At 66.5% G+C, this 26,856-nt stretch carries 26 protein-coding genes; 13 read left to right on the forward strand and 13 right to left on the reverse strand.

Annotated features, from left to right (window positions below):
- The first annotated feature begins 195 nt into the window (after positions 1-195).
- From BLU88_RS01890 to BLU88_RS01905, 5 genes are all read left to right on the forward strand, one after another.
- Positions 196-987: a SurA N-terminal domain-containing protein gene (locus tag BLU88_RS01890; protein ID WP_231939532.1), complete on the forward strand. Its 792-nt coding sequence runs from the start codon at positions 196-198 to the stop codon at positions 985-987.
- A gap of 204 nt (positions 988-1,191) precedes the next feature.
- The gene (locus BLU88_RS01895; protein WP_092009530.1) at positions 1,192-2,562 is read left to right on the forward strand and encodes an L-lactate MFS transporter; all 1,371 of its coding nucleotides are present in this window, start codon (positions 1,192-1,194) and stop codon (positions 2,560-2,562) included.
- A gap of 15 nt (positions 2,563-2,577) precedes the next feature.
- Positions 2,578-2,748: a hypothetical protein gene (locus BLU88_RS18060; protein WP_157688930.1), complete on the forward strand. Its 171-nt coding sequence runs from the start codon at positions 2,578-2,580 to the stop codon at positions 2,746-2,748.
- A gap of 150 nt (positions 2,749-2,898) precedes the next feature.
- On the forward strand, positions 2,899-4,242 hold the full coding sequence (locus BLU88_RS01900; RefSeq protein WP_092009532.1) for a S1C family serine protease: 1,344 nt from the start codon (positions 2,899-2,901) through the stop codon (positions 4,240-4,242).
- A gap of 45 nt (positions 4,243-4,287) precedes the next feature.
- Positions 4,288-5,058, forward strand: a complete 771-nt coding sequence (locus tag BLU88_RS01905) for a TVP38/TMEM64 family protein (protein ID WP_092009535.1) — start codon at positions 4,288-4,290, stop codon at positions 5,056-5,058.
- A gap of 9 nt (positions 5,059-5,067) precedes the next feature.
- Here BLU88_RS01905 and BLU88_RS01910 read toward each other — a convergent pair whose 3' ends face one another.
- Genes BLU88_RS01910 through paaA form a run of 9 tightly spaced genes read right to left on the reverse strand, consistent with a single transcriptional unit; the run spans position 5,068 to position 12,837 of the window.
- Entirely contained in the window at positions 5,068-5,844 is a 777-nt protein-coding gene (locus BLU88_RS01910; protein ID WP_092009538.1) for an enoyl-CoA hydratase/isomerase family protein, read from the reverse strand.
- Between the two features lie 34 nt (positions 5,845-5,878).
- Complete coding sequence (locus BLU88_RS01915; RefSeq protein WP_092009540.1) at positions 5,879-6,748, reverse strand: 3-hydroxyacyl-CoA dehydrogenase family protein; 870 nt, start codon at positions 6,746-6,748, stop codon at positions 5,879-5,881.
- Positions 6,745-7,632 carry an enoyl-CoA hydratase/isomerase family protein gene (locus tag BLU88_RS01920; RefSeq protein WP_407922841.1) on the reverse strand — a complete coding sequence of 296 codons (888 nt, stop codon included), beginning with the start codon at positions 7,630-7,632 and terminating at the stop codon, positions 6,745-6,747. Before BLU88_RS01920 ends, BLU88_RS01915 begins: the two co-directional genes overlap by 4 nt.
- Positions 7,629-8,792, reverse strand: a complete 1,164-nt coding sequence (locus BLU88_RS01925; protein ID WP_092009542.1) for a thiolase family protein — start codon at positions 8,790-8,792, stop codon at positions 7,629-7,631. Before BLU88_RS01925 ends, BLU88_RS01920 begins: the two co-directional genes overlap by 4 nt.
- Positions 8,793-8,819: 27 nt before the next feature.
- Entirely contained in the window at positions 8,820-9,938 is a 1,119-nt protein-coding gene (gene paaE / locus BLU88_RS01930; protein WP_092009544.1) for a 1,2-phenylacetyl-CoA epoxidase subunit PaaE, read from the reverse strand.
- Positions 9,938-10,465, reverse strand: coding sequence for a 1,2-phenylacetyl-CoA epoxidase subunit PaaD (gene paaD / locus BLU88_RS01935; RefSeq protein ID WP_092017041.1), 528 nt, complete (start codon positions 10,463-10,465; stop codon positions 9,938-9,940). The genes paaE and paaD overlap by 1 nt, the downstream gene beginning before the upstream one ends.
- 5 nt (positions 10,466-10,470) lie before the next feature.
- Positions 10,471-11,451 carry a 1,2-phenylacetyl-CoA epoxidase subunit PaaC gene (paaC, locus tag BLU88_RS01940; RefSeq protein ID WP_092009546.1) on the reverse strand — a complete coding sequence of 327 codons (981 nt, stop codon included), beginning with the start codon at positions 11,449-11,451 and terminating at the stop codon, positions 10,471-10,473.
- A gap of 13 nt (positions 11,452-11,464) precedes the next feature.
- Entirely contained in the window at positions 11,465-11,806 is a 342-nt protein-coding gene (paaB, locus tag BLU88_RS01945) for a 1,2-phenylacetyl-CoA epoxidase subunit PaaB (protein WP_092009548.1), read from the reverse strand.
- The gene (gene paaA / locus BLU88_RS01950) at positions 11,803-12,837 is read right to left on the reverse strand and encodes a 1,2-phenylacetyl-CoA epoxidase subunit PaaA (protein WP_092009550.1); all 1,035 of its coding nucleotides are present in this window, start codon (positions 12,835-12,837) and stop codon (positions 11,803-11,805) included. The genes paaB and paaA overlap by 4 nt, the downstream gene beginning before the upstream one ends.
- A gap of 436 nt (positions 12,838-13,273) precedes the next feature.
- On the opposite strand from paaA, the gene paaI reads away from it, so the two are divergent.
- From paaI to BLU88_RS01965, 3 genes are all read left to right on the forward strand, one after another.
- Positions 13,274-13,747, forward strand: a complete 474-nt coding sequence (gene paaI, locus BLU88_RS01955; protein WP_092009552.1) for a hydroxyphenylacetyl-CoA thioesterase PaaI — start codon at positions 13,274-13,276, stop codon at positions 13,745-13,747.
- Between the two features lie 126 nt (positions 13,748-13,873).
- Positions 13,874-15,169, forward strand: coding sequence for an AMP-binding protein (locus BLU88_RS01960; protein WP_092017043.1), 1,296 nt, complete (start codon positions 13,874-13,876; stop codon positions 15,167-15,169).
- 107 nt (positions 15,170-15,276) lie between these two features.
- Positions 15,277-15,933, forward strand: a complete 657-nt coding sequence (locus BLU88_RS01965; RefSeq protein ID WP_092017045.1) for a TetR/AcrR family transcriptional regulator — start codon at positions 15,277-15,279, stop codon at positions 15,931-15,933.
- Positions 15,934-15,948: 15 nt separating this feature from the next.
- Here the strand turns inward: BLU88_RS01965 and BLU88_RS01970 are convergent, their stop codons facing one another.
- Positions 15,949-16,590: a TetR/AcrR family transcriptional regulator gene (locus tag BLU88_RS01970; protein ID WP_157688931.1), complete on the reverse strand. Its 642-nt coding sequence runs from the start codon at positions 16,588-16,590 to the stop codon at positions 15,949-15,951.
- 67 nt (positions 16,591-16,657) lie between these two features.
- On the opposite strand from BLU88_RS01970, the gene BLU88_RS01975 reads away from it, so the two are divergent.
- The 3 genes from BLU88_RS01975 to BLU88_RS01985 are packed head-to-tail and all read left to right on the forward strand — an operon-like array spanning position 16,658 to position 20,837.
- Positions 16,658-18,217, forward strand: a complete 1,560-nt coding sequence (locus tag BLU88_RS01975) for a glycerol-3-phosphate dehydrogenase/oxidase (RefSeq protein WP_092009554.1) — start codon at positions 16,658-16,660, stop codon at positions 18,215-18,217.
- Positions 18,218-18,222: 5 nt separating this feature from the next.
- Complete coding sequence (locus BLU88_RS01980; RefSeq protein WP_092009556.1) at positions 18,223-19,875, forward strand: FAD-binding oxidoreductase; 1,653 nt, start codon at positions 18,223-18,225, stop codon at positions 19,873-19,875.
- Positions 19,872-20,837 (forward strand): diacylglycerol/lipid kinase family protein, encoded by a 966-nt coding sequence (locus BLU88_RS01985; protein WP_157688933.1) that lies wholly within the window; start codon positions 19,872-19,874, stop codon positions 20,835-20,837. The genes BLU88_RS01980 and BLU88_RS01985 overlap by 4 nt, the downstream gene beginning before the upstream one ends.
- 11 nt (positions 20,838-20,848) lie before the next feature.
- On the opposite strand, the gene paaZ is transcribed toward BLU88_RS01985, so the two are convergent.
- Positions 20,849-22,885 carry a phenylacetic acid degradation bifunctional protein PaaZ gene (gene paaZ / locus BLU88_RS01990; protein WP_092009558.1) on the reverse strand — a complete coding sequence of 679 codons (2,037 nt, stop codon included), beginning with the start codon at positions 22,883-22,885 and terminating at the stop codon, positions 20,849-20,851.
- Positions 22,886-23,174: 289 nt separating this feature from the next.
- On the opposite strand from paaZ, the gene BLU88_RS01995 reads away from it, so the two are divergent.
- Together BLU88_RS01995 and BLU88_RS02000 are read left to right on the forward strand one after the other, a co-directional pair.
- Entirely contained in the window at positions 23,175-24,539 is a 1,365-nt protein-coding gene (locus BLU88_RS01995) for an MFS transporter (RefSeq protein ID WP_092009560.1), read from the forward strand.
- Between the two features lie 145 nt (positions 24,540-24,684).
- A complete protein-coding gene (locus BLU88_RS02000) occupies positions 24,685-25,614 on the forward strand; it encodes a serine/threonine dehydratase (protein WP_092009562.1) in 930 nt (309 codons plus the stop codon).
- 10 nt (positions 25,615-25,624) lie between these two features.
- Here BLU88_RS02000 and BLU88_RS02005 read toward each other — a convergent pair whose 3' ends face one another.
- Positions 25,625-25,816: a hypothetical protein gene (locus BLU88_RS02005; protein WP_092009564.1), complete on the reverse strand. Its 192-nt coding sequence runs from the start codon at positions 25,814-25,816 to the stop codon at positions 25,625-25,627.
- A gap of 61 nt (positions 25,817-25,877) precedes the next feature.
- Complete coding sequence (locus BLU88_RS02010) at positions 25,878-26,693, reverse strand: ABC transporter ATP-binding protein (protein WP_092009566.1); 816 nt, start codon at positions 26,691-26,693, stop codon at positions 25,878-25,880.
- Positions 26,694-26,856 lie beyond the last annotated feature (163 nt).

The raw sequence follows: 26,856 nt of genomic DNA on the forward strand, positions 1-26,856 counted from the left end.
TCCGGTAGCTGCAGTGTACCCGCCGAGGCGGCCGACCGTCAGTGCCCGTTCGACGAATCCGAGACGAACAGTTGGCACACCGATCCTCTCCGGGGCCGCCTACCGCAATCCCCCTTGCCAAGTGACGCACATACTCCACACATTCTTCGGGGAGTCGGCCCTGTTAGCCTGGCAGGCTGAAACCGATGAGCAGGAGTGAATGTGCGAACGAACCGGTGGCTGCTGGGCCTGGCCATGTCCGTCTCCGTGGTGGCACTGGCCGCCTGCGGAAGTCAGGATGACGAAGCGAAGCCGAAGGAGTCCTCGGCCGCGGCCGAACAGTCCCCCGGCACCGACTCCGCCCAGGACAAACAGAGCCAGCAGGGCAAACCGAATACGAAGGACATTCCGAATGTCGTCGCCGAGGTCAACGGCAAGAAGATCACGAAGGACGACTTCGTTCCCCTCTTCGAAACCCAGTACCAGCAGATGCAGATGCAGGCTCAGCAGTCCGGCCAGCCGGTCGATGAGAAGGGCCTGAAGAAGCAGACCGCCGAGAACCTCGTGAGCACCGAAGTGCTCGTCCAGGAAGCCGATAAGCGCAAGATCGATGTCTCGGACAAGGACATCGACAAGGGGCTCAAGGAATCTGCGAAATCGGGGCAGATGAGCGAGAAAGACTTCCTCAAAGCCATGAAGGACCAGGGCATGGATGAGAAGAAGGTCCGCTCAGAGCTGAAGAACCAGCTGAAGATCGAAGGTCTCGTCGAGGACGAATACGGTGAGTTCAAGGTCAGCGGCGAAGAGATCGGACAGGCCTACGAACAGGCGAAGAGCCAGCAGGAGCAGATGGCTCAGCAGGGCGGTCAGGGTCAGCAGGAGATGCCCCCGATCGAGGACATGCGCCCCCAGCTCAAGGAGCAGGTGAAGAGCCAGAAGTCTCAGGAGGCGACTCAGAAGTTCGCGAAGAAGCTGCGTAAGCAGGCCGACGTCACGATCCACCTCTGAGGCCCCGCAGCCACGGACTTCGTCCCATTTGGCAAGAAACTGCCGCCTTTTCACAAGAAAATGCTGAACATTCCTCGCATTTTTCTTGTGTGGAACTTACCCTGAGGTGGACTATCCGGCCGGTCGATTGACCGCCGGTCTCACGCTCCGTCCGCTGACCGGTGTCGACGGTGACACGAGTTCCACTGCAGAAAAGGACTTCCCGTGGCTTCCATTCTCACGCGCCCGGCAATCGTCGCGCCGAAGAACTTCAACCGGTGGCTGATCCCACCGGCCGCTCTGGCCATCCACCTGTGCATCGGCCAGGTCTACGCATTCAGCGTCTTCAAGATCCCATTCATGACCCACTTCGACACCGGCGAGGTCTCGATCGGCTGGATCTTCTCGATCGCGATCCTCATGCTCGGCATCTCCTCGGCAGTCTTCGGCCCCTGGGTGGAGAAGAACGGCCCCCGCGCCTCGATGGTCGCCGCCGGAACCTGCTGGGTCGTCGGCTTCTTCATCGCGTCGCTGGGCATCATGACCGGTCAGCTGTGGCTGGTCTACCTCGGATACGGAGTCGTCGGCGGCATCGGTCTGGGCATCGGCTACATCTCCCCGGTCTCGACCCTGATGAAATGGTTCCCGGACCGTCCGGGACTGGCCACGGGCCTGGCCATCATGGGCTTCGGCGGCGGCGCACTCATCGCCAGCCCGATGTCGAACCAGCTCATGGCCCTCTACGGCGGAGGAGCCGAACCCGAAAACCTCGTCGCCGGTCTGACCCCGACCTTCGTCACCCTCGGCATCGTCTACGCCGTGGTCATCGCCGCCGGCGCTTTCGTCATCCGCGTCCCCCACCCGGAGTGGACCCCGAAGGGCTTCGACCCCTCGAAAGTCGAGGCCAAGCCGATGCAGACGAAGGGCAACGTCTCGGTGCGCAGAGCCATCCGCACACCGCAGTTCTGGCTGCTGTGGGTCGTCCTGTTCCTCAACGTCACCGCGGGCATCGGCATCCTCGAGAACGCCGCCCCGATGATCCAGTCCTACTTCGGCATCACCGCCGCCGCGGCAGCCGGCTTCGTCGGCCTGCTGTCCATCGGCAACATGGGCGGACGCTTCATCTGGTCGACGACGTCGGACTACCTGGGGCGGAAGAACAACTACATGATGTACCTCGGCGTCGGCGCGATCCTCTACCTTCTCGTCGCGCTCTTCGGCGGCGGGTCGATCATCCTCTTCGTGCTGGCCACCCTCATCATCATCTCTTTCTACGGCGGCGGATTCTCCACCGTTCCCGCCTACCTCAAGGACCTCTTCGGCGTCTATCAGGTCGGCGCCATCCACGGTGCGCTGCTCACCGCCTGGTCGGCGGCCGGTGTGGCGGGTCCGCTCATCGTCAACTCCGTCGTCGAAGCCGGTGAGGCCGCCGGGAAGGAAGGCCCCGAGCTCTACACCCCCGGAATGTTCATCATGGTCGGCGCGCTGGTCATCGGCTTCATCGCCAATGCGCTCGTCCGCCCGGTCAGCGAGAAGTACTTCGAACGCGAAGAGGACGTCGCCGCCAAGCAGGCCGCCGTCCTCGAAGAGAACTGAAGGAAGGGTCAGATCATGAATGATTCCACCCATATCGCCCACGTCCCCGACTCCGGTTCACCGCAGTCTCCCGTCGGCGGCGCCTACAAGGCCATCGGATCCGTCCTCACCGTCGTCGTGGTCGGCGGCCTCCTCTGGGGCCTGTCCCTGACCGTGGTCAAGGCCGTCGCGATCTTCACCGGCTGACCCTCTCGCCGAGGCGACCCTACCGACCGTCTCAGCTTTCGACCGACGAAGTCGAAGCCTCGCTCCAGCTGCGCCACAGCCTGGCCACAGCGTCCAGGTGCTGAATAGGAGTCATCACGCACTCCCAAACAGCAGAGAAGGGCACAGACCATGAGCACCAACCCCCGGCGTCGTCTGGCAACGGCGGTCACTGCCGCCGCAGCATTGGCGTTGACCGTCGGCACGGCCGCGGGACTCCCGGCCGCCTCGGCGTCCCACGCCTCCACGGTCGCAGCAGCCCAGTCCGCCATCCCCTTCACCGGGCAGGCCACTGATCCCGGACAGAGCGGCGGTCAGTCATCGGGTCTCGGACAGGGCAATGACGGTCAGGGCAGCGGCGGATCCACCGGCATCGCTCCGGGCAACGGCACCTCGCCCGGCGGGAACTCGCAGTCGCCGAACACCGGTCAGGGCTCCAACGGCTCCAGCCAGCAGGAGGCGTCCCCGGCCAGCGCTGAGGAATCCACAGGAGTCGTCCTCATCGACACCGAGCTCGGCTATGAGAACGCCGAGGCGGCCGGCACCGGCATCGTTCTGAGCAATGACGGTCTGGTGCTGACGAACAACCACGTCATCGCCGATTCGACGAAGATCTCCGTCACCGTAGCCACCACCGGCAAGACGTACGAGGCATCTGTCGTCGGCTCCGATTCGACGGAGGACGTCGCCGTGCTCCAGCTCAAGGACGCCTCGGACCTGCAGCCGGCCACGGTCGATGACGACTCGGTCACGGTCGGTGACGACGTCACCGCCGTCGGCAATTCCGAGGGACAGGGACAGCTGCAGGCCGCCGACGGCACGGTCACCGACCTCGGCGCTTCGGTCACCACCGCCGCTCAGGGCTCTGAGGACTCGGAGACGCTGAACAATATGATCAAGGTCCAAGCCGATATCGTCTCCGGCGATTCGGGTGGGGCCCTGCTCGATGACGAAGGCGAAGTCGTGGGCATGAACACGGCCGCCTCCTCCGGTGCCCCCGTCGTCACCGGCTACGCCATCCCCATCGAGTCCGCGCTGACGACCGCCGAATCGATCATCGACGGACAGCAGACGAGCACGAACACACTCGGCTATCCGGCGTTCCTCGGCATCGGCGTCCAGCAGGATTCGCAATCGGACCAGTCAGGTCAGGGCAGCCAGTCGATCCAGCCGGGAGACGGCGGCTCGAATGGCCAGTCAGGCCAGCCGGGCCAAGCCAGCCAGTCGGGCTCAGCGTCGCAGACCGCAGGTGCGGTCGTCGCCGGGGTCTATGAGGACACCCCCGCCGCCGAGGCGGGACTGAGTGCCGGCGACGCGATCACGCAGATCGGTTCCACTCAGATCACCGACGGCACGGCTCTCTCCTCCGCCATCGCCGAACACAAGCCCGGTGACACCGTGTCGCTGAGTTGGACGGACTCCGCCGGTCAGACCCACACCGCCGAGGTGACTCTGGCCGAAGGCCCCGCAGCCTGAGCCGGAGATTGCCCAACCACCCCGGCCGAGACGTAAGATCGGGCCATGCCCGGATACGAAGACTCCTCGCCCGCGGAGTGGTCGCCCCGCCCCCGGCAGGGCCGGGAGCGCCTCGACTGGTCGACGATCCTGCGCAATATCGCCCTCGCCCTCGCCGTGCTGGCCGGATTGTGGGCGGTCTTCAACGTCCGCCTGCCCTCGGTCGACGTGTTGCAGGACGATATCGCGGCCGCCGGCTTCTGGGGCTTCGCCGTCTTCGTCCTCATCTATATGGGCGTCGCCGCCACCCCGATCCCCGTGACGATCATGGCCACGGCCGGAGGCCTCATCTTCGGACTGCCGTTCGGCACCCTCCTGTCGATGGTCGGAGTCGTCGGGGGCTGCTGGATCGGATACTGGATCGCTCGGGCGCTCGGCCGGGACACAGTCCTGAGGCTGCTCGGATCCCACGCCGAGACGATCGAATCCAAGCTCACCGGCGGCGGCTTCTACGCGGTGTGCGCCCTGCGCCTCATGCCCGGGTTCCCTTACTGGCCGGTCAACTACGGCAGCGGGGCACTGGGAATCGACAACCGCACATTTCTCAGCGCCACAGTCATCTCGTCCCTGCCGGGCCAGCTCTCACTCGTGGCCGTCGGTGCCTTCATCGGAGAACCGAATGTCATCAACGGCATCGCCGTAAGCATCTCCTGGACCCTGGTCATCGCTCTGACGATCATCACGATGCGCCGCTGGAAGCGTACGCGCGATGCGGAGAACTCGAAGAACGCGACGACGGGTATCCCCGGCGACGAAGACCACCATCGCACGCAGTGAACCGGCGACTCAGCCGAAATTCGGTTTGCGGCGCTCCTGGAACGCCTGGAACCCTTCGGCATAGTCCGGGGTCTGACGGGCCGATTCTTGCAAGGCTGCCTCTTGGGCGAGCACCTCGGCGAGGTTCGGCCGTTCGTCGGCGAGCTTCTGCACGAAGCCCTTCTCCATCGCGAAGGCCTCGGCCGGTCCGCCGACGATCTTCTCCAGCTTCGATTCGACGAATTCGGACAGTTCCGCGGCTGGGACCGCACGGGAGGCGATCCCGGTGGCGGCTGCCTCGGCGCCGGTGAGGAAATCTCCGGTGACGATGAGGTCCATCGTCCGGTGGTAGCCGACCCGGTCGAGGAACACGTGGTGGGCGCCGGAATCGAGCATCGCACCGATCGCGGCGAACGGGGACCCGAACTTCGCATCATCGGCGGCGAAGATCATGTCCGCGGCCGCTGCCACTCCGTACCCGAGCCCGAGGGCCGCACCTTGGACCTGCGCGATCACCGGGATCGGCAGCGCCCGGATCGCCTGGAACACGGGGGCGAAGATCTCGGCGAGGAACGCATGCGCGTCATCGGTCTCGACGTCGACGTTCGCGATATCGCGACCGGAGCAGAAGACCTTGCCCTCCCCGCGGATGAGGAGCACGCGCACGTTGGGCACCGCCTCGGCGACCTTGGCCACGGCGGCGGCGATATCGCGGAGATTGTCCGCGTCGAGGGCGTTGCGGGACTCGGGTCCGTCGAGGATGATCTCGGCGATCGGGCCGCGGTTCTTCAGCTGGATTTCGGTCATGGATGCTCCTTTGCGTGTCCGTGCAGCGGCGGGGTCACCAGGTGTAGAAACCCTGCCCGGTCTTGCGGCCGAGTTCACCGGCAGCGACCTTGTCCTTGAGTATCTGCGGAGGTGTGAAACGCTCACCGATCTCGGCCGCGAGATGTTCGGCGATGCCGAGACGCACGTCGAGACCGACGATGTCCGTCGTCTTCAACGGCCCCGCCGGATGCCGGTAGCCCAGGGTCATGGCACGGTCGATGTCCGAGGCTGAGGCGACGCCGTCCTCGACCATCCGCATCGCCTCCAAGGCGAGAGCCACGCCGAGGCGGGAGGACGCGAATCCGGGCGAATCCTTCACCGTGATCGCCGTCTTCCCCAGTCCCGTCACCCATCCCCTGGCGACGTCGACGAGCTTCGGATCGGTGTGGGTGCCGACGACGACCTCGACGAGTTCGGACACGGGCACCGGGTTGAAGAAGTGCAGGCCGATGAGCGCCTGCGGCCGCGGCAGGGCTGCGGCGAGTTCGTCGATCGACAGCGCCGAGGTGTTCGTGCCGATGCTCGCAGCCGGAGCGTGCTTCGCGATGTTCGCAAGCACTTCCTGCTTGAGTTCGACGATCTCGGGCACGGCTTCGACGACGAGGAGAGCCTCGTCGAGCAGGGTCGGGTCGCGGTCGACGACGACCGTTCCGGGCACCTCGATGCCTTTGGACTGCGACTTACTCGTCGAGGCGTCGATGCGTTCCCGGGCTGCGGCCACTGTGTCGTCGGTGTTCTCGATGACGATGACGCGGGCACCGGCGGTGGCGAAGGCATGCGCGATTCCGGCGCCCATCCGTCCGCCGCCATAGACGCCGACGACGTCGGGGACGCGGGCGGTGGTGGGGGCCGCCTCGGCCGGGGTGTCAGTGGTGTCGCTCATGCGTTGTTGCCTTCTTCTCGGGTGTGCGAATCGCGCTGCTGGTTGATCGCTTCGGTGGTCACAGCTTCGGCGCGTGCGCGCTCGGCCGCTTCCTGCTCGGCTGCCTTCTTCGCCTTCTTGGCCTCGCGTTTGGACAGGAACGCGTCCATACGGGAGAACTTCTCCTCGGTTTCGAACAGCACGGCCTGGGCCACATTGTCGATGAGCGGATGCGCTTCACGCGGCGCGTGGAACGCCGATTTGCTCAGCCGCACGGCCAGGGGTGCGAAGCTCGCAATCCGGTCGGCCAGCGCCTGACCGGCTAGTTCGAGGTCCTCGGGATCGACGACGTCGTTGAGTAGACCGATGGCCTTGGCTTCATCGGCCTGCAGGGTGCGCCCGGCCAGGAGGATCTCCTTGGCACGGGGTTCGCCGACGAGTTCGCGCAGGCGCCACGCGGCTCCGGCGGCGGCGAGGATGCCCAGACCGGTCTCCGGGTTGCCGATCTTCGTCGACGGTGTGCCGATACGGAAATCCGCGGCGAAGGCGAGCTCGGCACCGCCGCCCAGGGCATATCCCTCGACGAGCGCGATGACGGGCATCGGCAGCTCCTGGATGCGGGAGAAGATCTTCGAGTTGATCCCGGCCAGGGCATCATCGCGGCGACGATTGCGCAGCTGCGAGATATCGGCACCCGCAGCGAAGACTCCGGAGCTGCCGGTGAGGATCGCGACCTTCGGTTCGGTCTCGAGTTCGGCGCACACGGCGTGGAGGGCATCGACCATCGACTGGTCGATGGCGTTGCGGACCTCGGGCCGGTTGAGCCGGATGATCGTGCGGTCGGAATGGCGTTCGATGTGCAGCGGGGAGGCGGAATCGTTCACGCCGGTGCTGCCGGCGCTCACACGCGCTCCAGCAGCAGCGCCGAACCCTGGCCGACGCCCACGCACATGGTCGCCAGTCCCTTCTTCGCCCCGGCCTGCTCCAGGCGGTTGAGCAGGGTCAGAGTGATGCGGGTGCCCGAGCAGCCCAGCGGGTGGCCGAGCGCGATGGCTCCGCCGAAGCCGTTGACGGTCTCCGGGTCGAGTCCGAGGTCGCCCATGCACGCCAGCGACTGGGAGGCGAAGGCCTCATTGAGTTCGACGGCCTCGAGTTCGCCGACGCCCCAGCCGGTGCGTTCGAGCACCTTGCGGGTCGCGGGGACAGGTCCGATGCCCATGATCTCCGGGGACACACCGGCATTGGCACCGGCGACGACCCGGGCGCGCGGGCTGAGCCCGTGCTTGTTCGCATAGTCCTCGGACACGAGCACGACGACGGCGGCACCGTCGTTGAGCGATGAGGAGTTTCCGGCGGTGATGAGTCCTCCGGGTCCATGGATGGGGCGCAGCTTGCCGAGCTTCTCCAGCGTCGAATCGCGTGGGCCCTCATCGGCGGTGACATCGCCGATGGGCAGGATCTCCGGGTCGAAGCTGCCGGCCTTCTGCGCGGCCAGGGCCTTCTGATGCGACTGATAAGCGAACTCGTCGAGCGCTTCGCGCGTCAGCTTCCACTTCTCGGCGACTCGTTCGGCAGTCTGCGGCATGGACAGGGTCGTGTCCTCACCGAAGGCGGGGTTCGTGAACCGCCAGCCGATCGAGGTGTCCCAGGTCCGACCCGGCTTCGACCAGGCGCGCGAGGGCTTCTCACTCACCCAGGGGGCACGGGTCATCGATTCGACCCCGCCGGCCACGACCACATCGGCGTCTCCAGCGGCAATCATCGCGCGTGCCGTCGTGATCGCGGTCATCCCCGAGGCGCACAGACGGTTGACGGTGAACCCGGGCACAGATTCGGGCAGACCCGCCAGGAGCACGGCCATACGAGCGATGTTGCGGTTGTCCTCACCTGCCTGGTTCGCCGATCCGAGGATGACTTCGTCGATGTCCGCGGCATCGATGCCGGAGCGTTCGACGACGGTCTTGAGCGTGGTGGCCACGAGGTCGTCGGGCCGCTGATCGGCCAGAGCACCTCCGTAGCGGCCGATGGGCGTACGCAGTCCGTCGAGAATGAATGCTTCGGTCATGGGTCTCCTCGGTGAAGTGAAGTGGGTTCAGGAGTCGAAGTCGACGACGACTTCGTCGCTGACTGGGAACGTCTGGCAGGTGAGGACGAAGTTCGCCTCGACCTCGGCGTCCTCGAGAGCGTAGTTGCGGACCATGTTGACCTCGCCGCCGCAGATCTTCGCACGGCAGGTGCCGCAGACGCCGCCCTTGCAGGCGAACGGCAGGTCGGACCGGGATTCCTGTGCGGAATCGAGGATGGTCTTGCCCTGCGACATCGCCGAGGTGGAGCGTTTGCCGTCGAGGATGACGGTGACGTCGCTGGTGGCGCCTTCGACGACCTTGTCCGCGTGGACGACTTCCGGCGGCGGTTCGTCGACGTAGAAGAGCTCGAAGTGGATCCGCTCCTTCGGCACGTCGAATTCGGCGAGCACCTTGCGGGCGTCTTCGAGCATGCCGAAGGGTCCGCACAGCCACACATGGTCCATGCTGCCGATCGGGACGATCGCCGAGAACAGGTCCCGCAGCTTCTCCTCGTCGAGGCGGCCGGAGAAGAGCTCGACATCGCGGGGTTCGCGGGAGAGCACGTGAACGAGGTCGAGCTGTTGGTTGCGGGCGTCCTTGAGGTCGGCGAGCTCCTCGGCGAACATCACGGTGTTCGTGTGCCGGTTGCCGTAGAGCAGTGTCACCGATGCCTCGGAGTTCGACAGCACGGTCGACGCGATGGAGAGCATCGGGGTGATGCCCGAACCTGCGGCGATGCAGAGGTGCTTGCCACCGGCGGAGGCATCGGCGCGGAAGCTTCCCGAGGGCGGCTGCACCTCGATGACGTCGCCGACTCGGACCTCGCCCACCAACCACAGGGAGAAGAGCCCTTCGGGGACTTCGCGCACGCCGATGCGCGGAGCGGTTCCGGCCGGGGCGCAGATCGAATAGGTTCGGCGGTGCTCCTGGCCGTCGATGATGCGACGCAGGGTCAGGGACTGCCCGGCCGCGAAGTCGAAGAGTTCGGAGTATTCAGCAGGCACGTCGAAGGTCACAGCTGCCGAGTCCTCGGTGAGGTGATCGACGGTGTTCACGGTCAGCGGATAGAAAGCCGACCGGGAGCGTCCGTCGGCGGGCTCAGTGGAGGGGGCCGCCTCGGCGGTCTGATCGATCAGATCGGTCATCAGATCTCCTTCACATGGTCGAACGGTTCGAGGCAGACGTTGCACTGGTACATGGCCTTGCATGCGGTCGCGCCGAACTCGGAGGACAGCCTGACATCGTCGGATCCGCACAGCACGCAGGTCACGGCGCGGCGGGTGGGCATGAGGGTCAGCGCCACCGGGCCGGCGTTGCGGGGTGCGGCTCCGGGCGGGGAGATTCCGGCGTCTTTGAGTGCTTTCTTCCCGCGTTCGGTGATCCAGTCGCTCGTCCACGCGGGCGTCAGGGACACGCGCACCTCGGCGTCGGGGAATCCGTCTTCGAGGAGTTCACGCTGCAGGTCATCACGCATCGTCGCCATCGCCGGACAACCCGAATAGGTGGGGGTGATGGTGGTGACGACGTGGCCGTCTTCGATCGTGACGTCACGCAGCACGCCGAGGTCGAGGAGGGTGAGCATCGGCATCTCGGGGTCGGTCACTCGTTCCGCGGCGGCCCAGGCACGGTCGATCGCCTCGGCGGCGCTGTTGGTCGGATAGGTCTCGAGCATGGCGGTCACCACTGCCCCTCCGGATGCTCCCGGGCGACGACCTGCATCTCGGCGAGCAGCTTCGACAGGGCCTCGGTGTGGAGTCCGTCGCGGCCCTTGCCGCCGTGGACGCCGACTCCGGCCAGACCGCCGCGTTCGGGGCGGTCGATTCCGGCTGCGGCGAACACCTGGTCGAGGATCACGGATGCTTCGTCGGCGATCGTCGCGGGGTCGACGCCGATTCCGGCCTCGGCCACGGAGGCTTCGACCGAGTGGGTCTCGAAGAGCTCGGTCCACAGCGGCCACAGGCCGTTCAGCGCAGTGACCAGGCGGGACTTCGACTCCTCGGTGCCGCGGGCGAGGGTCACAACCCAGCGTCCGGCGAAGTCGCGATGGTAGGACATCTCCTTGACGCCCTTGGCTGCGATGGCCGCGAGCACGGTGTCGCGGCTGTCTACCAGGCGTTCGAAGATCGACAGACGCCAGGTGGAGTAGATGAGGATCTTCGCCACCGCCTCGGCGAAGTCGCCGTTGGGCACCTCGGCGAGGCGGACATTGCGGAAGCCCAGGTCGTTGCGGAAGTACGCGAGCCTGTCCTCATCGGGCACCGGGGAGCCCGCCGGCAGCTCGGGCACGAGCTCCGGATCGGCTGCGGCGGCGCGGGCGAGCAGGAGACGCGCCTGACCGAGGAGGTCGAGGGCGATGTTCGCCAGCGCGATGTCCTCTTCGAGGTCAGGGGCGTTCGAGCACCATTCGGAGATCCGCTGGCTGAAGACGAGCGCGTCGTCGCCGAGCATCAGGCAGTACGCGCCGAGGTCGGCAGCGTCGACTCCGTCAGGCACGGTCGTGTCGACGCCGGCCAGGGGGTCTTCGAAGTCGGTGCCGAAGGCCCAGTTCGCGTCGTTGACGAGCAGACCCGAGTAGGCGTTGTCGTGCGTATCGTGATCGACGTTCGTGCCGGCCTCGTCGTGCTCGACATGGATGGTGGGTTCGTTGTTCGCAGTCATTTCTCGCCCCTTCTCACATATGGGGGACATCGGCGGGGATGTCGTAGAAGGTGGGGTGGCGGTAGACCTTGTCGCCGCTGGGGGCGAACATCGGGTCCTTCTCGTCCGGGCTCGAGGCCGTGATGTCGGCGGCACGGACGACCCAGATGCTCACACCTTCGTTGCGCCGGGTGTAGACGTCGCGGGCGTGGTGGACGGCCATCTGATCATCGGCGGCGTGCAGAGAACCGACATGGACGTGGTTCAGTCCGCGCTTGCCGCGCACGAAGACCTCGTAGAGCGGCCATTCGCCGCGGGTCGAGCCTTCTGCGGAATTGTCCTTCGCCGAGGTGGGGCCGGGTTTGGTCTCGGTCATTTCGCTGTCTCCTCGGGTGTGGTGGTGTCGACTCCGGCGGCGGGGGTATCCGCGGCCGCATCCGGGGTGGCGGCCGCCTCGGCGGTCTGATTCTCTGCGAAGGCGAGCGCTGCTTCGCGCACCCACGCGCCTTCGTCCCAGGCGCGCTTGCGGTGGCCCAGTCGCTGTTCGTTGCAGGGTCCGTCGCCCTTGACGACAGCCCAGAACTCGTCCCAGTTCGGGGTGGAGAAGTCGTAGTGTCCGCGTTCTTCGTTCCACTTGAGGTGCTCATCGGGGAACGTCACGCCGAGGCCTTCTGCCTGGGGAACTGACATGTCGACGAACTTCTGGCGCAGCTCATCGTTGGTGTGGGTCTTGATACCCCAGGCCATCGACTGCTCGGTGTTCGGCGAGTTGTCGTCGGGAGGACCGAACATCATCAGCGCCGGCCACCAGAAACGGTTGACCGATTCCTGGACCATCTCGCGCTGAGCCTCGGTACCGCGCATCATCGTCATCAGCAGCTCGTAGCCCTGGCGCTGGTGGAAGGACTCTTCCTTGCAGATGCGGATCATCGCACGGCCGTAGGGGCCGAAGGAGGTCCGGCACAGCGGCACCTGGTTGCAGATGGCCGCGCCGTCGACGAGCCAGCCGATCGTGCCGACATCGGTGTAGGACAGGGTCGGGTAGTTGAAGATCGAGGAGTACTTCTGCTTGCCGGCGACGAGCTTCTCGGTGAGTTCATTGCGCGTGGCGCCCAGGGTCTCGGCGGCAGAGTAGAGGTAGAGGCCGTGCCCGGCTTCGTCCTGGACCTTCGCCAGCAGGATCGCCTTGCGGCGCAGGGAGGGTGCGCGGGAGATCCAGTTGCCTTCGGGCTGCATGCCGATGATCTCCGAGTGCGCGTGCTGTGCGACCTGGCGGATGAGCGTCTTGCGGTAGGCCTCGGGCATCCAGTCCCGGGGTTCGATCCGATCCTTGGCCTCGATTGTGGCGTCGAACTGCTCCTGCAGCGCCGCCTCATCGAAGCGGTTGTCGTTCACTTGAGTTGTCATGACCACTCCACCCTTGGATGTGCCCTTGTCAGGACCTGCCTCGGTCAGCGGCTGCCGACCGCATCATCGGTCCGACCATCGTAAGACCTCTGGCCTGAGGGCATCCATTTACTGACCATTTGTTCTGTATTGTTGCCACCAGTGTTGCACACCCCGCGTCCCGGTGCAATGCCACCCACGCGAACGGCTTCTATGCGCCCATAATTCGCATACAGATGCCACCCGACGCATCTGCCGGACGATGCGCGCGACTCGCAGGCCGAATCGCGCCAGGACTTGACAGCGGCGACGATCGGAACGATATTTATTGACCAGATGGTCGTTTATTCTCCGGCGGGCTGGATCGCAGGGGACCTTTCACCGTCGTCCAAGCGCAATGGCGCCGGCACTTCCCGTGCTTCAGCGCCCGAAACCGCGACTCGAGGAGGAGCCGAATATGGGACAACCCGCCCACGATACGACGACCGCGGAGTCGGAGACCTCGAACGACCCCTCCCCCACCGAGGCGGCCCCCGAGCTCACCGGTGCGGCCGCGATGTTCGCCAATGACCGCGCCTCCCAGCATCTGGGCATCACCGTGGATGACCACGGGCCCGGGTGGGCGCAGTGCTCGATGACGGTCAGCGAGATCATGACCAACGGCCACGACATCACCCACGGCGGCTACGTCTTCCTCTTCGCCGACACCACCTTCGCAATGGCCTGCAACTATCCCGGTTCGATCACCGTCGCCTCCGGCGGAGACATCGACTTCCTCAAGCCCACGCACCTTGGAGACGAGCTCGTCGCCCGCGCCCACGAGGTCGTCAAGCAGGGCCGCTCGGGCATCTACGACGTCACCGTCACCCGCGGCGACGACATCATCGCCACCTACCGCGGCCGCTCCCGCACGCTGCCCGCCCGCAAGTAGAACCGCCGCACCCGACCGAACCGAACCCCACCGAACCACCCGTCGACGACCGGACACCGAAGAACGGTGGACCACCTCGGCGGTTTTTGGATCTGACACACAGAAGAGATTCGCAAGGAGACGATGATGACTGAGACCGACCTCGACGCCGGCGAACGGATGAGCCTGGACGAGCTGCGCTCCGACCAGCTGAAGAACCTCAAGACGACGGTGACCTCGGTGTACGAACGAGTGCCGTTCTACCGGAAGGCCTTCGACGACCTCGGCGTCACCCCCGCAGACATCACCAGCCTCGAGGACATTGCGAAGCTGCCATTCACGACGAAGCAGGATCTGCGCGACAACTACCCGTTCGGACTCTTCGCCGTCCCGCAGGAGCAGGTCGCTCGCATCCACGCATCCTCGGGCACGACGGGATTGCCGACGGTCGTCGGATACACGATGGGCGATCTCGATCGATGGGGCGGCCTCATCGCGCGGTCCATCCTCGGTGCCGGCGGCAAGCGAGGGCAGATGATGCACAATGCCTACGGCTACGGCCTGTTCACCGGTGGCCTCGGCGTCCATGGCGCCGAACGCCACGGGTTCACCGTCGTCCCGATCTCCGGCGGTCAGACCCCGCGTCAGGTGCAGCTCATCCAGGACTTCAAGCCGGACATCATCACGGCCACCCCGACCTATCTGCTCACCATCCTCGACGAATTCCACAAGCAGGGCATCGACCCGACTTCGACGAGCCTGAAGACCGCGATCTGCGGCGCCGAGCCGTGGACGGACGAGATGCGCAAGGAGATCGAGAGCTCCTTCAACATCAACGCCGTCGACATCTACGGCCTCTCCGAGGTCATGGGACCCGGCGTGGCCTGCGAGTCCGCAGTGACGAAGGACGGCCCGACGATCTGGGAGGACCACTTCTACCCGGAGATCGTCGACCCCTTCACCGGCGAGGTGCTGCCCGACGGCGAGGAAGGCGAACTCGTCTTCACCTCGCTGACGAAGGAAGCGCTGCCGATCATCCGCTACCGCACGCACGATCTTGCCACCCTGCTGCCGGGCACCGCGCGCCCGAACTTCCGCCGGATCTCGCGCATCACCGGCCGCTCCGATGACCTCATGATCATCCGCGGCGTCAACGTCTACCCCGCGAACGTCGAGACCGTGCTCTTCGAGTTCGCACCCCTGAGCCCGCACTTCCAGCTCGTCCTCACCCGCCCGGGTCGGATGGATGAGATGAGCGTTGAGGTCGAGGCCCGCGAAGGCGTCGGCGCCGTCGAGCTCGAGGGCCTCGACAAGCTCGTGGCCGCCCGGATCAAGGAGCGCCTCGGCGTCTCCTGCACCATCGACATCAAGATGCCCGGCGACCTGCCGCGCTCGGTGGGCAAGATGAAGCGCATCATCGACCGTCGCGAAGGCGTGCGCTGAGATGAGGCGCCGGGCATGCGCTGCAGCGACTCCGCGGACGTGTGCCGAGGTGAGTGCTGTGACCTGGGTCGCGGCACTCACCGAGGCAGCCGATTAGACTGATGCGCATGCCCGAATCGTCCTCACCCGCGTCGACAGCCCCTGACTCGACGACCCCAGCCGAGGCGACTGCCCCCAAACGCTCCCGCCGCGGCCGTCCCGGCTACGACCGGGAGACCTTGATCAACAAGGCCACGGAGGTCTTCGTCTCCCGCGGCTATGACGGCACCTCGATGGACACGGTCGCCCGTGAACTCGGCATCACGAAGTCAGCGATCTACCACCATGTGACATCGAAGGAAGAACTGCTGCACCTGGCGATCAGCCGCGGGATCCGCGCGCTCGATTCCGCGGTGGAGACCGAGAGTCTGCGGGAGAACGTCACCGCACTCGAGCGCCTGCAGCTGGCCGTACGCGCCAGCGTGGTCATCCTCATCGAATACCACCATTCGGTGACGCTGCTGCTGCGCGTGCGCGGAAACTCGCCCTTGGAGCGCGACGCCCTCGAGGCCCGCCGAAACATCGACGCGAAGGTCCGTGCGCTCGTCGAGAACGCCATCGCCGAGGGCGGCCTGCGCTCGGACTTCACCCCGGGGCTCATCACGCGCCTGCTCTTCGGCATGGTCAACTCGATCACCGAGTGGTACCGGCCCAGCTATCCCGTCGACCCCGACACCATCGCCGAGGCGGTCACGACGATGGCCTTCCAGGGCCTGGAGGCCTGATCGCCCCTCGGCACCTCAGCCGAGATCGAAGCCGAGCGCCGACATCCCGGCGGCGACGACCCACTCCAACGTCCCGTCCATCTGGGCCAGCAGCTCCTCGCGCGGCGGTTCGTAGCCGCTGATCACCCAGTCGACGACGAGCTGGATCCCCGCACCGACGAGCACATTGCCGAGGATGCGCCGCTTCTCGTCGGTGGCCATGAGCCCGGGCACCGACGCGGCCAGGCGGTCGACCAACTCGCCGCCGATCAACCGCCCGTGCCGACGGTAGAGCTCGTCGACCCGTGTGCTGACTCCGAGCACCTCGAAGAGGTGCACACGCGCCCTCACCGGATCGGCCTGGGCCCAGCCGAGGAATGCGGCGATGAAGCCGCGCAGCATCTCGGGCGCGCTGTCCCCACTGCCGGCGAGGACCGTCGCGCGCAGATCAGCGACAACGCGCTCGTAGACGACGCAGAGCAGTTCTTCGAGCGTGGCGAACGATTCGTAGAAGTAGCGCTTATTGAGTCCAGCTTCCGCGCAGACCGCTCCGACGGTCGTTGCCCGGTACCCCTGGGTGCCGAAGAGGGAGAGTCCGGCCGCGATGATCTGTTCGCGGCGAGCGTTGACGCGCTCGGCGGCACTGCTGCCAGCATACGGTCGCCCCTCATCACTCACACTGTGATCTTGACAACATCGGAGCGCGATTGCAAACTGGTACGCACTCGTACCAGAAAGGTTTCCAATGGATTCCACGGCTTCAGGAGACTCCGCGCTCAATGCCGCTCGCCGTGAGCGGGAACTGGCAGACCTCATCGCCGGCGGCAAGGTCGACCTCGCCGTCATCGGCGGCGGGTTCACCGGCGCAGGAGTCGCCCTCGACGCGACGACGCGCGGACTCAGCGTCGCCCTCGTCGAACGCGGCGACCTCGCCTCGGGAACCAGCAGCTGGAGCTCGAAGCTCGCCCACGGCGGATTGCGCTACCTCGCGAAGGGCGATATCGGGATCGCGTGGGAATCGGCCGTCGAACGCGGCCGGCTGATGAAGAACATCGCCCCGCACCTCATCCGGCCGCTGCCTATGGTCTTCCCGCTGCATCCGGCGATCGGCCGCATCGAGGCCACGGTGACGAGCACCGGCTTCCACGCCGGCGATGTCCTGCGGATGCTCGCACGCACCCCGAAGGCCCTCCTTCCGCATCCCCGCCGGATCTCGGCCGCCTCGGTCCACCGGTTCGCCCCGACCACCGATCCCGCAGGTCTGCGCGGTGGACTGCTCAGCTGGGACGGTCAGCTCATCGACGACGCCCGGCTCGTCGTCGCGCTGGCCCGGACGGCCGCCCAGCACGGTGCCGACATCCTCACCTACACCGAGGCGACCGCCATCGAACCCGGCCACGTGCACGTGCGGGACCGCCTCACCGGAGACGAACACACCATCGGCGCCAAGCAGATCGTCAACGCCGCCGGGGTCTGGTCCGACACACTCGCAGGCGACGTCGAGCTGGCCCCCAGCAAGGGGTCGCACATCCTCGTGCCTGCCGCCCGTCTGGGCCATCCGCGGGCCGCGATCACCGCGCCGGTGCCCGGTCACTTCGGCCGCTATGTCTTCGCCGTCCCATGGCACAACGGCCTGGTCATGATCGGCCTCACCGACGATCCGCACCACGGTCCGATTCCGGAACGCGACCATCCCGACGGCGACGAGGCGGCGTTCCTCCTCGACACGATCAACGCCGTTCTCGAAGACAAGCTGACCACTGACGACATCGTCGGCGGCTACTCCGGCTTCCGCCCGCTGATCAAGAGCAGCGGCGCGTCCAGCAGCGCCGACCTCTCCCGCAAGCACGCCCTGCTGCGGGACTCGCAGACCGGGGCGCTGACGATCGTCGGCGGTAAACTCACTACCTACCGGCGCATGGCCGAGGACGCCGTCGATGCCGTGGTCGAAGCCGGCGGACTGCAGGCCGGACCGTGCCGGACCACGGAACTCGGACTCGTCGGCAAGGGCACCCCCGCGCCCGGCCTGCCCGACCGCCTGGTCACCGCCTTCGGAACCGAGGCCGCGAAAGTGGCCGCCTACGGTGAGGCCGATCCATCGCTCAACGAACCCGTACGCGAGGGGATCCCGCTGACCGGGGCAGAGGTCCGCTTCGCCGTCGAGCACGAACTGGCGCTCACGGTCGAGGACGTCATCGACCGACGGACCCGCTGGGGCCTCGTCGACGCCGATCGCGCCGAACTCTACGACGCAGTGGTTCGGCTTGCGCCGGAGCTCAACACCGATTCACGACACGAAGGATGACGAACATGGGCAATACTCAACCGCGGATGCGCTGGTGGGGCTGGGGCGAGGACGGCAACGACGGCCCCGTCAAACCCGGCGCGAAGGTGATCCTGAGCAAGCACTGCGGCTGGCCCGCCGGCGTCGACAGGCCGCATGTGGCGCTCGAGGATGTCGCACTGCCCGAATCGGGACTCACCGTTGGGGTGCGCGCCCGCCTCGCCGACACCGTGGGCGAGGAGTTCGTCCGCGATGATCGCGCGACCCGCGTCTCCCATGCCGCCGGACGCAGCATGCCGGACCTCATCCGCCTCCGCAGCGGACAGCTGTCCCACGCTCCCGATGCGGTGCTCTACCCCGCCTCTGCCGCCGAGATGGACGCTCTCCTGGCGGTGTGCGCCGAGGAATCCGTGGCGGTCGTCCCCTTCGGCGGCGGCACCAGCGTCGTCGGCGGCATCGATGCCGTGCGCGGCGAGTTCGCGGCGGTCGTGAGCATCAGCCTGGCCCGCCTCGACAGTATCATCGACATCGACGAGGAGTCGCTGACGGCCACCGTCCAAGCCGGAGTCTTCGGTCCCGACCTGGAGGATGCCCTGCAGCCTCGCGGCTTCACCCTCGCCCACTACCCGCAGTCCTTCGAGTTCAGCACCGTCGGCGGTTGGGTCGCCACCCGCTCTGCCGGTCAGCAGTCGACCGGGTACGGGCGCATCGATGAGAACGTCGACGGCCTGCGCTGCTCGACCCCGAGCGGACCGGTCGAACTGCGCACAACCCCGGCGACCGCAGCCGGACCGAACCCGCGCCAGCTGTTCGTCGGGTCCGAAGGAACGCTGGGCATCATCACCGAGGCGACCCTGCGGATCCGCCGCGTGCCGAAGGCCGTTCAGGCCGATTCGTGGTTCTTCCCGGACTTCGCCTCGGGCACCGCTGCGCTGCGGGAGATGGAGCAGTCGGGTCTCCACCTAGACATCGCGCGTCTCTCGGATGTCAATGAGACTGCGTTCGGACTCGCGCAGCTCGGCAGCGAGCTGCAGCGCAAGGGCGTTCTCGCCTATCTGCGCGCCCGCGGCTTCACGACTCCCTGCCTCCTCGTCGTCCGCTACGACGGCGCGGCCTCCGATGTGCGCTCGCGTCGGTCCCAAGGCCGTTCGATCGTGCGCAGGCACAAGGGCGTCAACCTCGGCGCGGTTCCGGAGACCTCGTGGGAGAAGCACCGCTTCTCGACTCCGTACCTGCGCGATCAGCTGCTGCGAGAGGGAATGATCGTCGAGACGATGGAGACTTCGGCCCCGTGGTCGAAGGTGAATGACCTCCACGGCACGATCAGCGCCGGAATCGAGAAAGCGATGGCCGAGCGCGGCACTCCTGCATTCGTGCTCTGCCACGTCTCGCATCTCTACGCCACCGGCTGTTCGCTGTATTACACGGTCTTCGCCAAGCAGGAGGTCGGGGCGGAGATCACGCAGTGGAAGGCGCTGAAGTCGGCGGCCAGTGACGCCATCGTCGCCGGCGGCGGCACGATCACCCACCACCACGCCGTCGGCACCGATCATGCCCCGTGGCTGCCGGCGGAGACCGGCGGGCTGTGGCTGCGGATGCTGCGTGCAGCCAAGGCCGAGGTCGACCCGAAGGGCATCATGAATCCCGGCAAGCTGATGAACGGACCGGATCGACTGTGAGCGGCATCGAAGACAAGGGCGCCTTCGGCACGGATTCCACAGACCGGGGCTCTGCACGGCCGGTCGCCGATCCGGCGGTCGTGCCCGTGATCCTCAATCCCACGGCACGGCGCGGAGCGGTGCTCAGACGAATCGATCCGCTCGTCCATGCCTTCGCCGCACACGGTCTCGAGGCGCGGCTTGTCAGAAGCACGAGCGAGGAACATGCGAAGGAGCTCGCCGCGACGTTCGCCGCCGAGGGCGCCAAGGTCGTCGGTGCGCTCGGCGGTGACGGGATGGCGCGTACAGTCGCCGCCGGCCTCGTCGATACGGACACGGCACTGGGCGTCATCGCCGGTGGCCGCGGCAATGACCTCATCGGCAAACTCCGCATCCCGAAAGGCGTCGAAGAGGCTGTGGCCACGATCGCCGACGGCCGCGATCGAGTGATCGACGTGCTCGACCTCGATGGCACGATCAGCCTCGGCAACGTCTGCCTCGGTCTCGACTCGACCGTCCAGCGGCATGCGAACTCGACCAGGGTCGTCCGGGGCCATTGGGTGTACCTGTACGGGATCCTGCGTGCGATCCTGCCGCCGAGGAGCATCGACCTCGAGCTGACAGTCGACGGACAGCGCCTCGACTTCCGGGGCCTGACCGCGGGGTTCGCGAATTCCGGCCGCTACGGGGGCGGGCTCACGCTCTCCCCCGAGGCGGCGATCGATGACGGACTCATCGACGTCGTCCTCCTGGGGGAGGCGTGGCTGCCGAAGCTCGCCGTCGAGCTCGTCGCGTTCATGTCCGGCAGGCACGACCGCCACCCGCACATTCATTTCAGCCGAACTCGCGAGATCGGCATCGACACTCCTGCCGGTGCCGATCCGATCGAGATCGTCGCCGACGGCGACGCGGTCTGGCAGACCCCGGCGACCGTGACGATTCGTCCGTCCGCACTGAAGGTGAGGGTTCCTCAGGCCTCCTGAGCGACGGGACCTCAGTACTCCTTGGCCACGAGCGTGAGCACGTCGTAGTTCGCCACAGGCTCGTCGTTCTGGTTGACGACCTGCGCGTCCCAGCGGACCTCACCGTATTCGTCGGTCTCACGCGGGGTGATCCGCTTCGCGGTGAGCGTGACCTTGAGCTTGTCGCCCGGGGAGACCGGGGTGATGAAGTTGAGTCCCTCAAGACCGTAGTTCGCGAGCACCGGGCCCGGGTCCGGCTGCACGAACAGTCCGGCGGCGAAGGACACGATGAGGTAGCCGTGGGCCACGCGGCCCGGGAAGAACGGGTTCGCGGCGGCCGCTTCTTCGTTCATGTGGGCGTAGAAGGTGTCCCCGGTGAAGTTCGCGAAGTGCTCGATGTCGTCGAGCGTGACTTCCCGCCACTCCGAGTCGAGGGTGTCGCCGATGCGCAGGTCCGCAAGCGACTTCGTGAACGGATGATCACCGAGGCGGCGCTCCGATCCGCCCACCCATTCACCGCCGATCACGGTGAGCATGTCTGGGGAGGCCTGGATCGCGGTGCGCTGCATGAAGTGCTCGACGCCGCGCAGTCCGCCCATCTCCTCTCCGCCGCCGGCCCGACCGGGGCCGCCGTGGATGAGGTTGGGCAGGGGCGAACCGTGGCCGGTCGACTCTTCGGCATCGTCGCGGTCGAGGACGAGCACGCGACCATGCCACGGGGCGATCCTGCGGACGAATTCGGTGGCGAACTCACGATCATGCGTGACGACGGAGCCGACGAGGGAGCCGCGGCCACGGGCAGCCAGGCGGACGGCATCCTCGGTGTCGGAATAGGTGATGATCGAGGTCACGGGCCCAAAAGCCTCGATGTCGTGGACGGCATCGGACCACGCGTCATCGGCCTGGAGGACGGTGGCCGCGACATAGGCTCCGCCATGTTCGGCGGCCAGACGATCGGATTCCTCACGGCCGCCGGTGAGCAGGTGCGCTCCCCCGGCGATGATCCGATCGACGGCGTCGAGGACGTCGGTGCGCTGCTTGTCGGAGACGACGGGGCCCAGGCGGGTGGACTTCTCGCGCGGATCGCCCACACCTTGGGTGGCGAGCTTCGCGGTGATGGCTTCACCGACCGCCTCGGCGTGGGCTTCGGGGACGAAGGTGCGGCGGATCGCAGTGCACTTCTGTCCGGCCTTGACGGTCATCTCGGCGACGACGCCGGAGACGAAGAGGTCGAATTCTTGCGTGCCGGGCGCGGCATCGGGACCGAGCAGAGAGAAGTTCAGCGAGTCCGCCTCGGCGAAGAAGCGGGTGCCGCGCTGGGTCACGCAGTCGAGTCCGGAGAGATGGCGAGCGGTGTTCGCCGATCCGGTGAAGGCGATCGCGTCCTGTTCGGCGAGGTGATCGAACAGCGGGGTGACGTCACCGCAGACCAACTGGATCGCGCCAGCCGGGAGCAGCCCGGACTCGATCATGTCGGCAACGACGGCGCGGGTCAGGTGGGCAGTGTCGGTGGCGGGCTTGACGACGACGGGGACGCCGGCGACGAACATCGGCCCGAACTTCTCGAGCATGCCCCAGACGGGGAAGTTGAAGGCATTGATCTGACATGCGAGTCCCTGCCGGGAGGTGAGGATGTGGCGACCGACGAAGGTGCCGTTCTTCGACAGACGCTCGACCCCGCCGTCGAGGTGCACGGTCGAGTTCGGCATCTGGCGGCGGGCGACGCCGGAGTAGGTGAAGAGTGTGCCGATTCCGCCTTCGATGTCGACGAAGGCGTCGCGCTTCGTGGTGCCGGTGGTGAAGGAGATCTCGTGGTAGTCCTTCGTGCGCTCCATGAGGTAGGTCGCGAGCTTCTTCAGGATCACACCGCGCTGGTGGAAGGTGAGCTTCTGCAGCTCCTCGATGCCGGTGGTCCGAGCATGATCGGCGACGGCGGCGAAGTCGACTCCGGCCGAACTCACCGAGTGGAGGAGTTCCCCGGTGCCGGCGTCGCGGACGGGTCGGGCGGACTCGGTCGTTGCCGGTGTGTGCCAGGATCCGGCCACATAGGAACTGAGGATTTCGGTCATGCTTTGCTCTCCCTGGTGAAACGACGTCTCCCGGTCCACGGCGGCCGCATTCGGCACCGCTGCCGATTCCTAGACATATACTAACCAATCGGTCGGTAATTGTCACCGAGTGACACGAAGGCACCTTCTGACCTATGATCGTTCTCAATTACTGACCAGGCAGTCAGTCGAGGCGGACGTCCATCCGTCCGCCGCCAGACCCGAGGCACCGGCGATCACTCAGAGTCGAGGACCACCGCTTCCGGAGACGGCATCAGGCAAAGTCGCCCAGCAACCGAAAGATCCTCTCATGTCCACCACAGCCCCTGGCCCGGCCGCGCCACAGCCGACCGAGCCCCACTCGATCACCCGTGAAGAGCGCAAGGTCCTTGCCGGCACCCTCGTCGGCACCACCATCGAGTGGTACGACTTCTTCATCTACGCTCAGGCAGCCGGCCTCGTCCTCTCCGCCCAGTACTTCGGGCCCCTGGCCTCGGACAATCCGGCCCTCGGCCAGATCATGGCGTGGGCATCACTGGGAATTTCGTTCCTCTTCCGCCCCCTGGGCGCGATCATCGCCGGTCACCTCGGCGATCGCATCGGGCGGAAGAAGATGCTCGTGCTCACGCTCATCCTCATGGGGGCCGCGACCTCGCTCATCGGCTTGCTGCCGAACTACGCGATGATCGGTGTCGGCGCTCCGATCCTGCTCACCCTGCTGCGGATCCTCCAGGGATTCTCCGCCGGCGGCGAATGGGGCGGGGCGGCGCTGCTGTCAGTCGAGCACGCTCCGATCTCCAAGCGCGGCATCTTCGGTGCCTACCCGCAGATCGGCGTGCCGGTCGGCATGATCCTGGCCACCGGCGTCATCTGGGTGCTCACCACTCTGCTCACCCCCGAACAGTTCGCGAGCTTCGGCTGGAGGATCCCGTTCCTCTTCTCCGTCATCCTCGTGATCGTCGGCTACTACATCCGCCGCCAGGTCGAGGAGTCCCCGGTCTTCGCCGAACTCGCCGAACGCAAGGCCGAGTCCTCGGCTCCGCTGGGCACCCTGTTCAAGAAGAACACGAAGGAAGTCATCCTCTCAGCGCTCATCTTCATCGGCAACAACGCCGTGGGCTACATGATCATCGCGTTCTTCGCTGCCTACGCCTCCCGCCCTCTCGACGAGGGCGGATCCGTCGGCCTCGACCGAGCACCCGTGCTGCTGGCGACGACGCTCGCGAGCTTCGGCTGGCTGGTCTTCACGATGTGGGGCGGTGCGCTCTCGGACAAGCTCGGTCGCGTGCGGACCTTCCAGATCGGCTACGTCCTGCTCATCGTGTGGCTGATCCCAACCTTCCTCATGATCGATATGGCCAATATCTGGATGTACGGCATCGGCATCTTCGTCCTCACCGTCGGCATGGGCCTGTCGTATGGCCCGATGTCGGCGATGTACGCGGAGATGTTCCCCGCCCAGGTCCGCTACTCCGGTGTGTCGATCGGCTACGCGCTCGGCGCGATCCTCGGCGGCGCCTTCGCCCCGACCATCGCCGAGACCCTGCTCGCCGAGACCGGGAAGTCCATCTCGATTGCGATCTACATGATCATCGTGTGCATCATCTCGCTCATCGGCGTCAGCCTCGTCAAGGAGACGAAGGGCGTCGACCTCGGCCTGACCAAGCACCACTGAGACTGCCGCGAACCCCTGGTTCGTCACCTGCACCTCGATTTCCTGGTCGATCCACGGTGATTCCTCCGCCTGAAACGCTGTGGATCGACCCAACAATCCACCGAAGCAGCGCACCCACTCAGGAGCTCTCGCATAGGCTGATGGCATGACTGAGCTGACGTACTCCGACATCGAAGCCGCCGCCGCACGGATCTCCGGCCGGGTGCGTCCGGTGACCGTGGCCCCGGCCGACAAGGACGGACACGTCTTCGCCCTCGAGTTCATGCAGCACACCGGCACGTTCAAGGCCCGCGGTGCACAGAACTTCATCCAGGCTCACCTTGTCGAGGGCACCTTCCCCGAGGCGGGAGTGACCATCGCCTCGGGCGGGAACGCAGGGCTCGCCTGCGCGTGGGCTGCCCGTGCGGCCGATGTACCGGCGACCGTCTTCCTGCCGACCACCGCGCCGAGTGTGAAGGTCGAACGGCTGCGTTCGTATGGTGCGCGAGTGGAGTTGGTCGGTTCAGAATTCGCCGAGGCGGCCGCCGCCTGCCAGGAATTCGTCGACTCATCGGGGGCGCTGGCCTCGCACGCCTACGACCACCCACTCATCGCGGCCGGCGCGGGCACCCTGATGACCGATATCCTCACGCAGGTGCCCGCCCTCGACACGGTCGTCGTATCGGTCGGCGGGGGCGGACTATTCGCCGGAGTTGCGACGGCCGCGACTCATCACGGGGTGCGAACAGTGGCGGTCGAGCCGGAGAACTGTCGAGCGCTGAGTGCAGCGATCGAGGCGGGAGAACCGGTCGACGTCACAGTCGATTCGGTGGCGGCGGATTCGCTCGGTGCCAGGCGCGCCACACCGCTGGCACTGAACGCGGCACGCTCGGATCTGGTCACCTCGGTGCTGGTCAGCGACGACGCGATCATCGGAGCCAGGCAGCACCTGTGGGATCAGCACCGGCTGGCGGTCGAACATGCGGCAGCCACGGCACTGGCGGGGGCCCACGGCTCCGGCGGCTATGCGCCAGCCGAGGGCGAAAAGGTCTGCGTCGTCCTCTGCGGGGCGAACACCAGCCTCGGCGATCTCTGATCGGTGGGGGTCAGCGAGTTCGGTCGCGGTCCTTCGATGTCAGCGAGGCCTTGATGAGGCCGAAGATCGCGAGCGCCACGACGACGGTGATGATGGCCTTGACGAGGAACCACGCAATGGAGAACGCGACGTTGACCGCCCACCACGCGATGATGATGGCGATGATCGCGCCGATGATGCTCCACACGGTACTCATCTTCATGCCTCAAGCCTAGGCCCGAGTGCACGGCGGTGCAATGCGCGGTGATCGTCCCAGCCGATCCTCAGCCGATCGACGCGACTGACGCACTGGCCGTACGGACGGCGCGGGCGGACCAGCGGCGGTCGGCGAAGGCCACGTCGATCGGATGGTCGAAGGCGGCGGAGACCTGCTCGGAGGTGAGCACCTCCGCGATGGGGCCCGCGGCGGTCAGCCGCCCGTCAGAGATGAGTGCGGCGTGCGTGGTGGTCTCGGGAATCTCCTCGAGATGGTGGGTGACCAGCAGCGTCGACAGGTCCGGCGAACGCAGCGACAGGGCATCGATGGTCTCGAGCAGCTGTTCGCGGGCGGCCACGTCCAGTCCGGTGGTCGGTTCGTCGAAGAGCAGCAGCTGCGGGTCGGCGATGAGCGACCGGGCGACGAGGGCACGCCCCCGCTCGCCCTGCGACAGCACCTTCCATCCGGCGTCGGCACGGGCCGTCAGCCCCACCTCGGCGATCTGGGCGTCGGCCTTCGCAACATCCTCCGGTGAGGGCTCCCACCGCATGGGACGTTCGACGGTGCCGGTCAGCCCCGTGAGGACGACCTCCCGGACCGTGAGATTCGAGCGCAGCGGGTGGCGCGGGTTGACGTGTCCGATGAGGCGGCGCAGGGCCGCGAGCTCGACACGGCCCATGCGTGATCCGAGGATATCCACGGTGCCCGAGGTCGGGAACACCTGCGCCGAGGCGAAGCTCAGCAGGGTCGACTTCCCCGCCCCGTTCGGGCCGATGAGCACCCAGTGCTCCCCGGCGTCGATGCGCAGGTCGATGCCGTGGAGGATCTGCGTCTGCCCCCGCCGGAACGTCACATCGACGATATCGAGGACGGTCTCTGCCACGTCTCACTCACCTCTCAAAATCGACGGCCCCACCGCCCGGTGGGGCCGTTCCGATTCTAGGACCCACCTCGCCGAGGCGGCTCCCACCCTGAGATTCCGACGTTTCGCATCGTGGATCAGGAGTTCGACCCACTGCCGCGGTCTCGGCAGTGCAGCGTCGGGC

This window comes from Brevibacterium siliguriense, from assembly GCF_900105315.1.
Classification (GTDB): Bacteria; Actinomycetota; Actinomycetes; order Actinomycetales; family Brevibacteriaceae; genus Brevibacterium; species Brevibacterium siliguriense.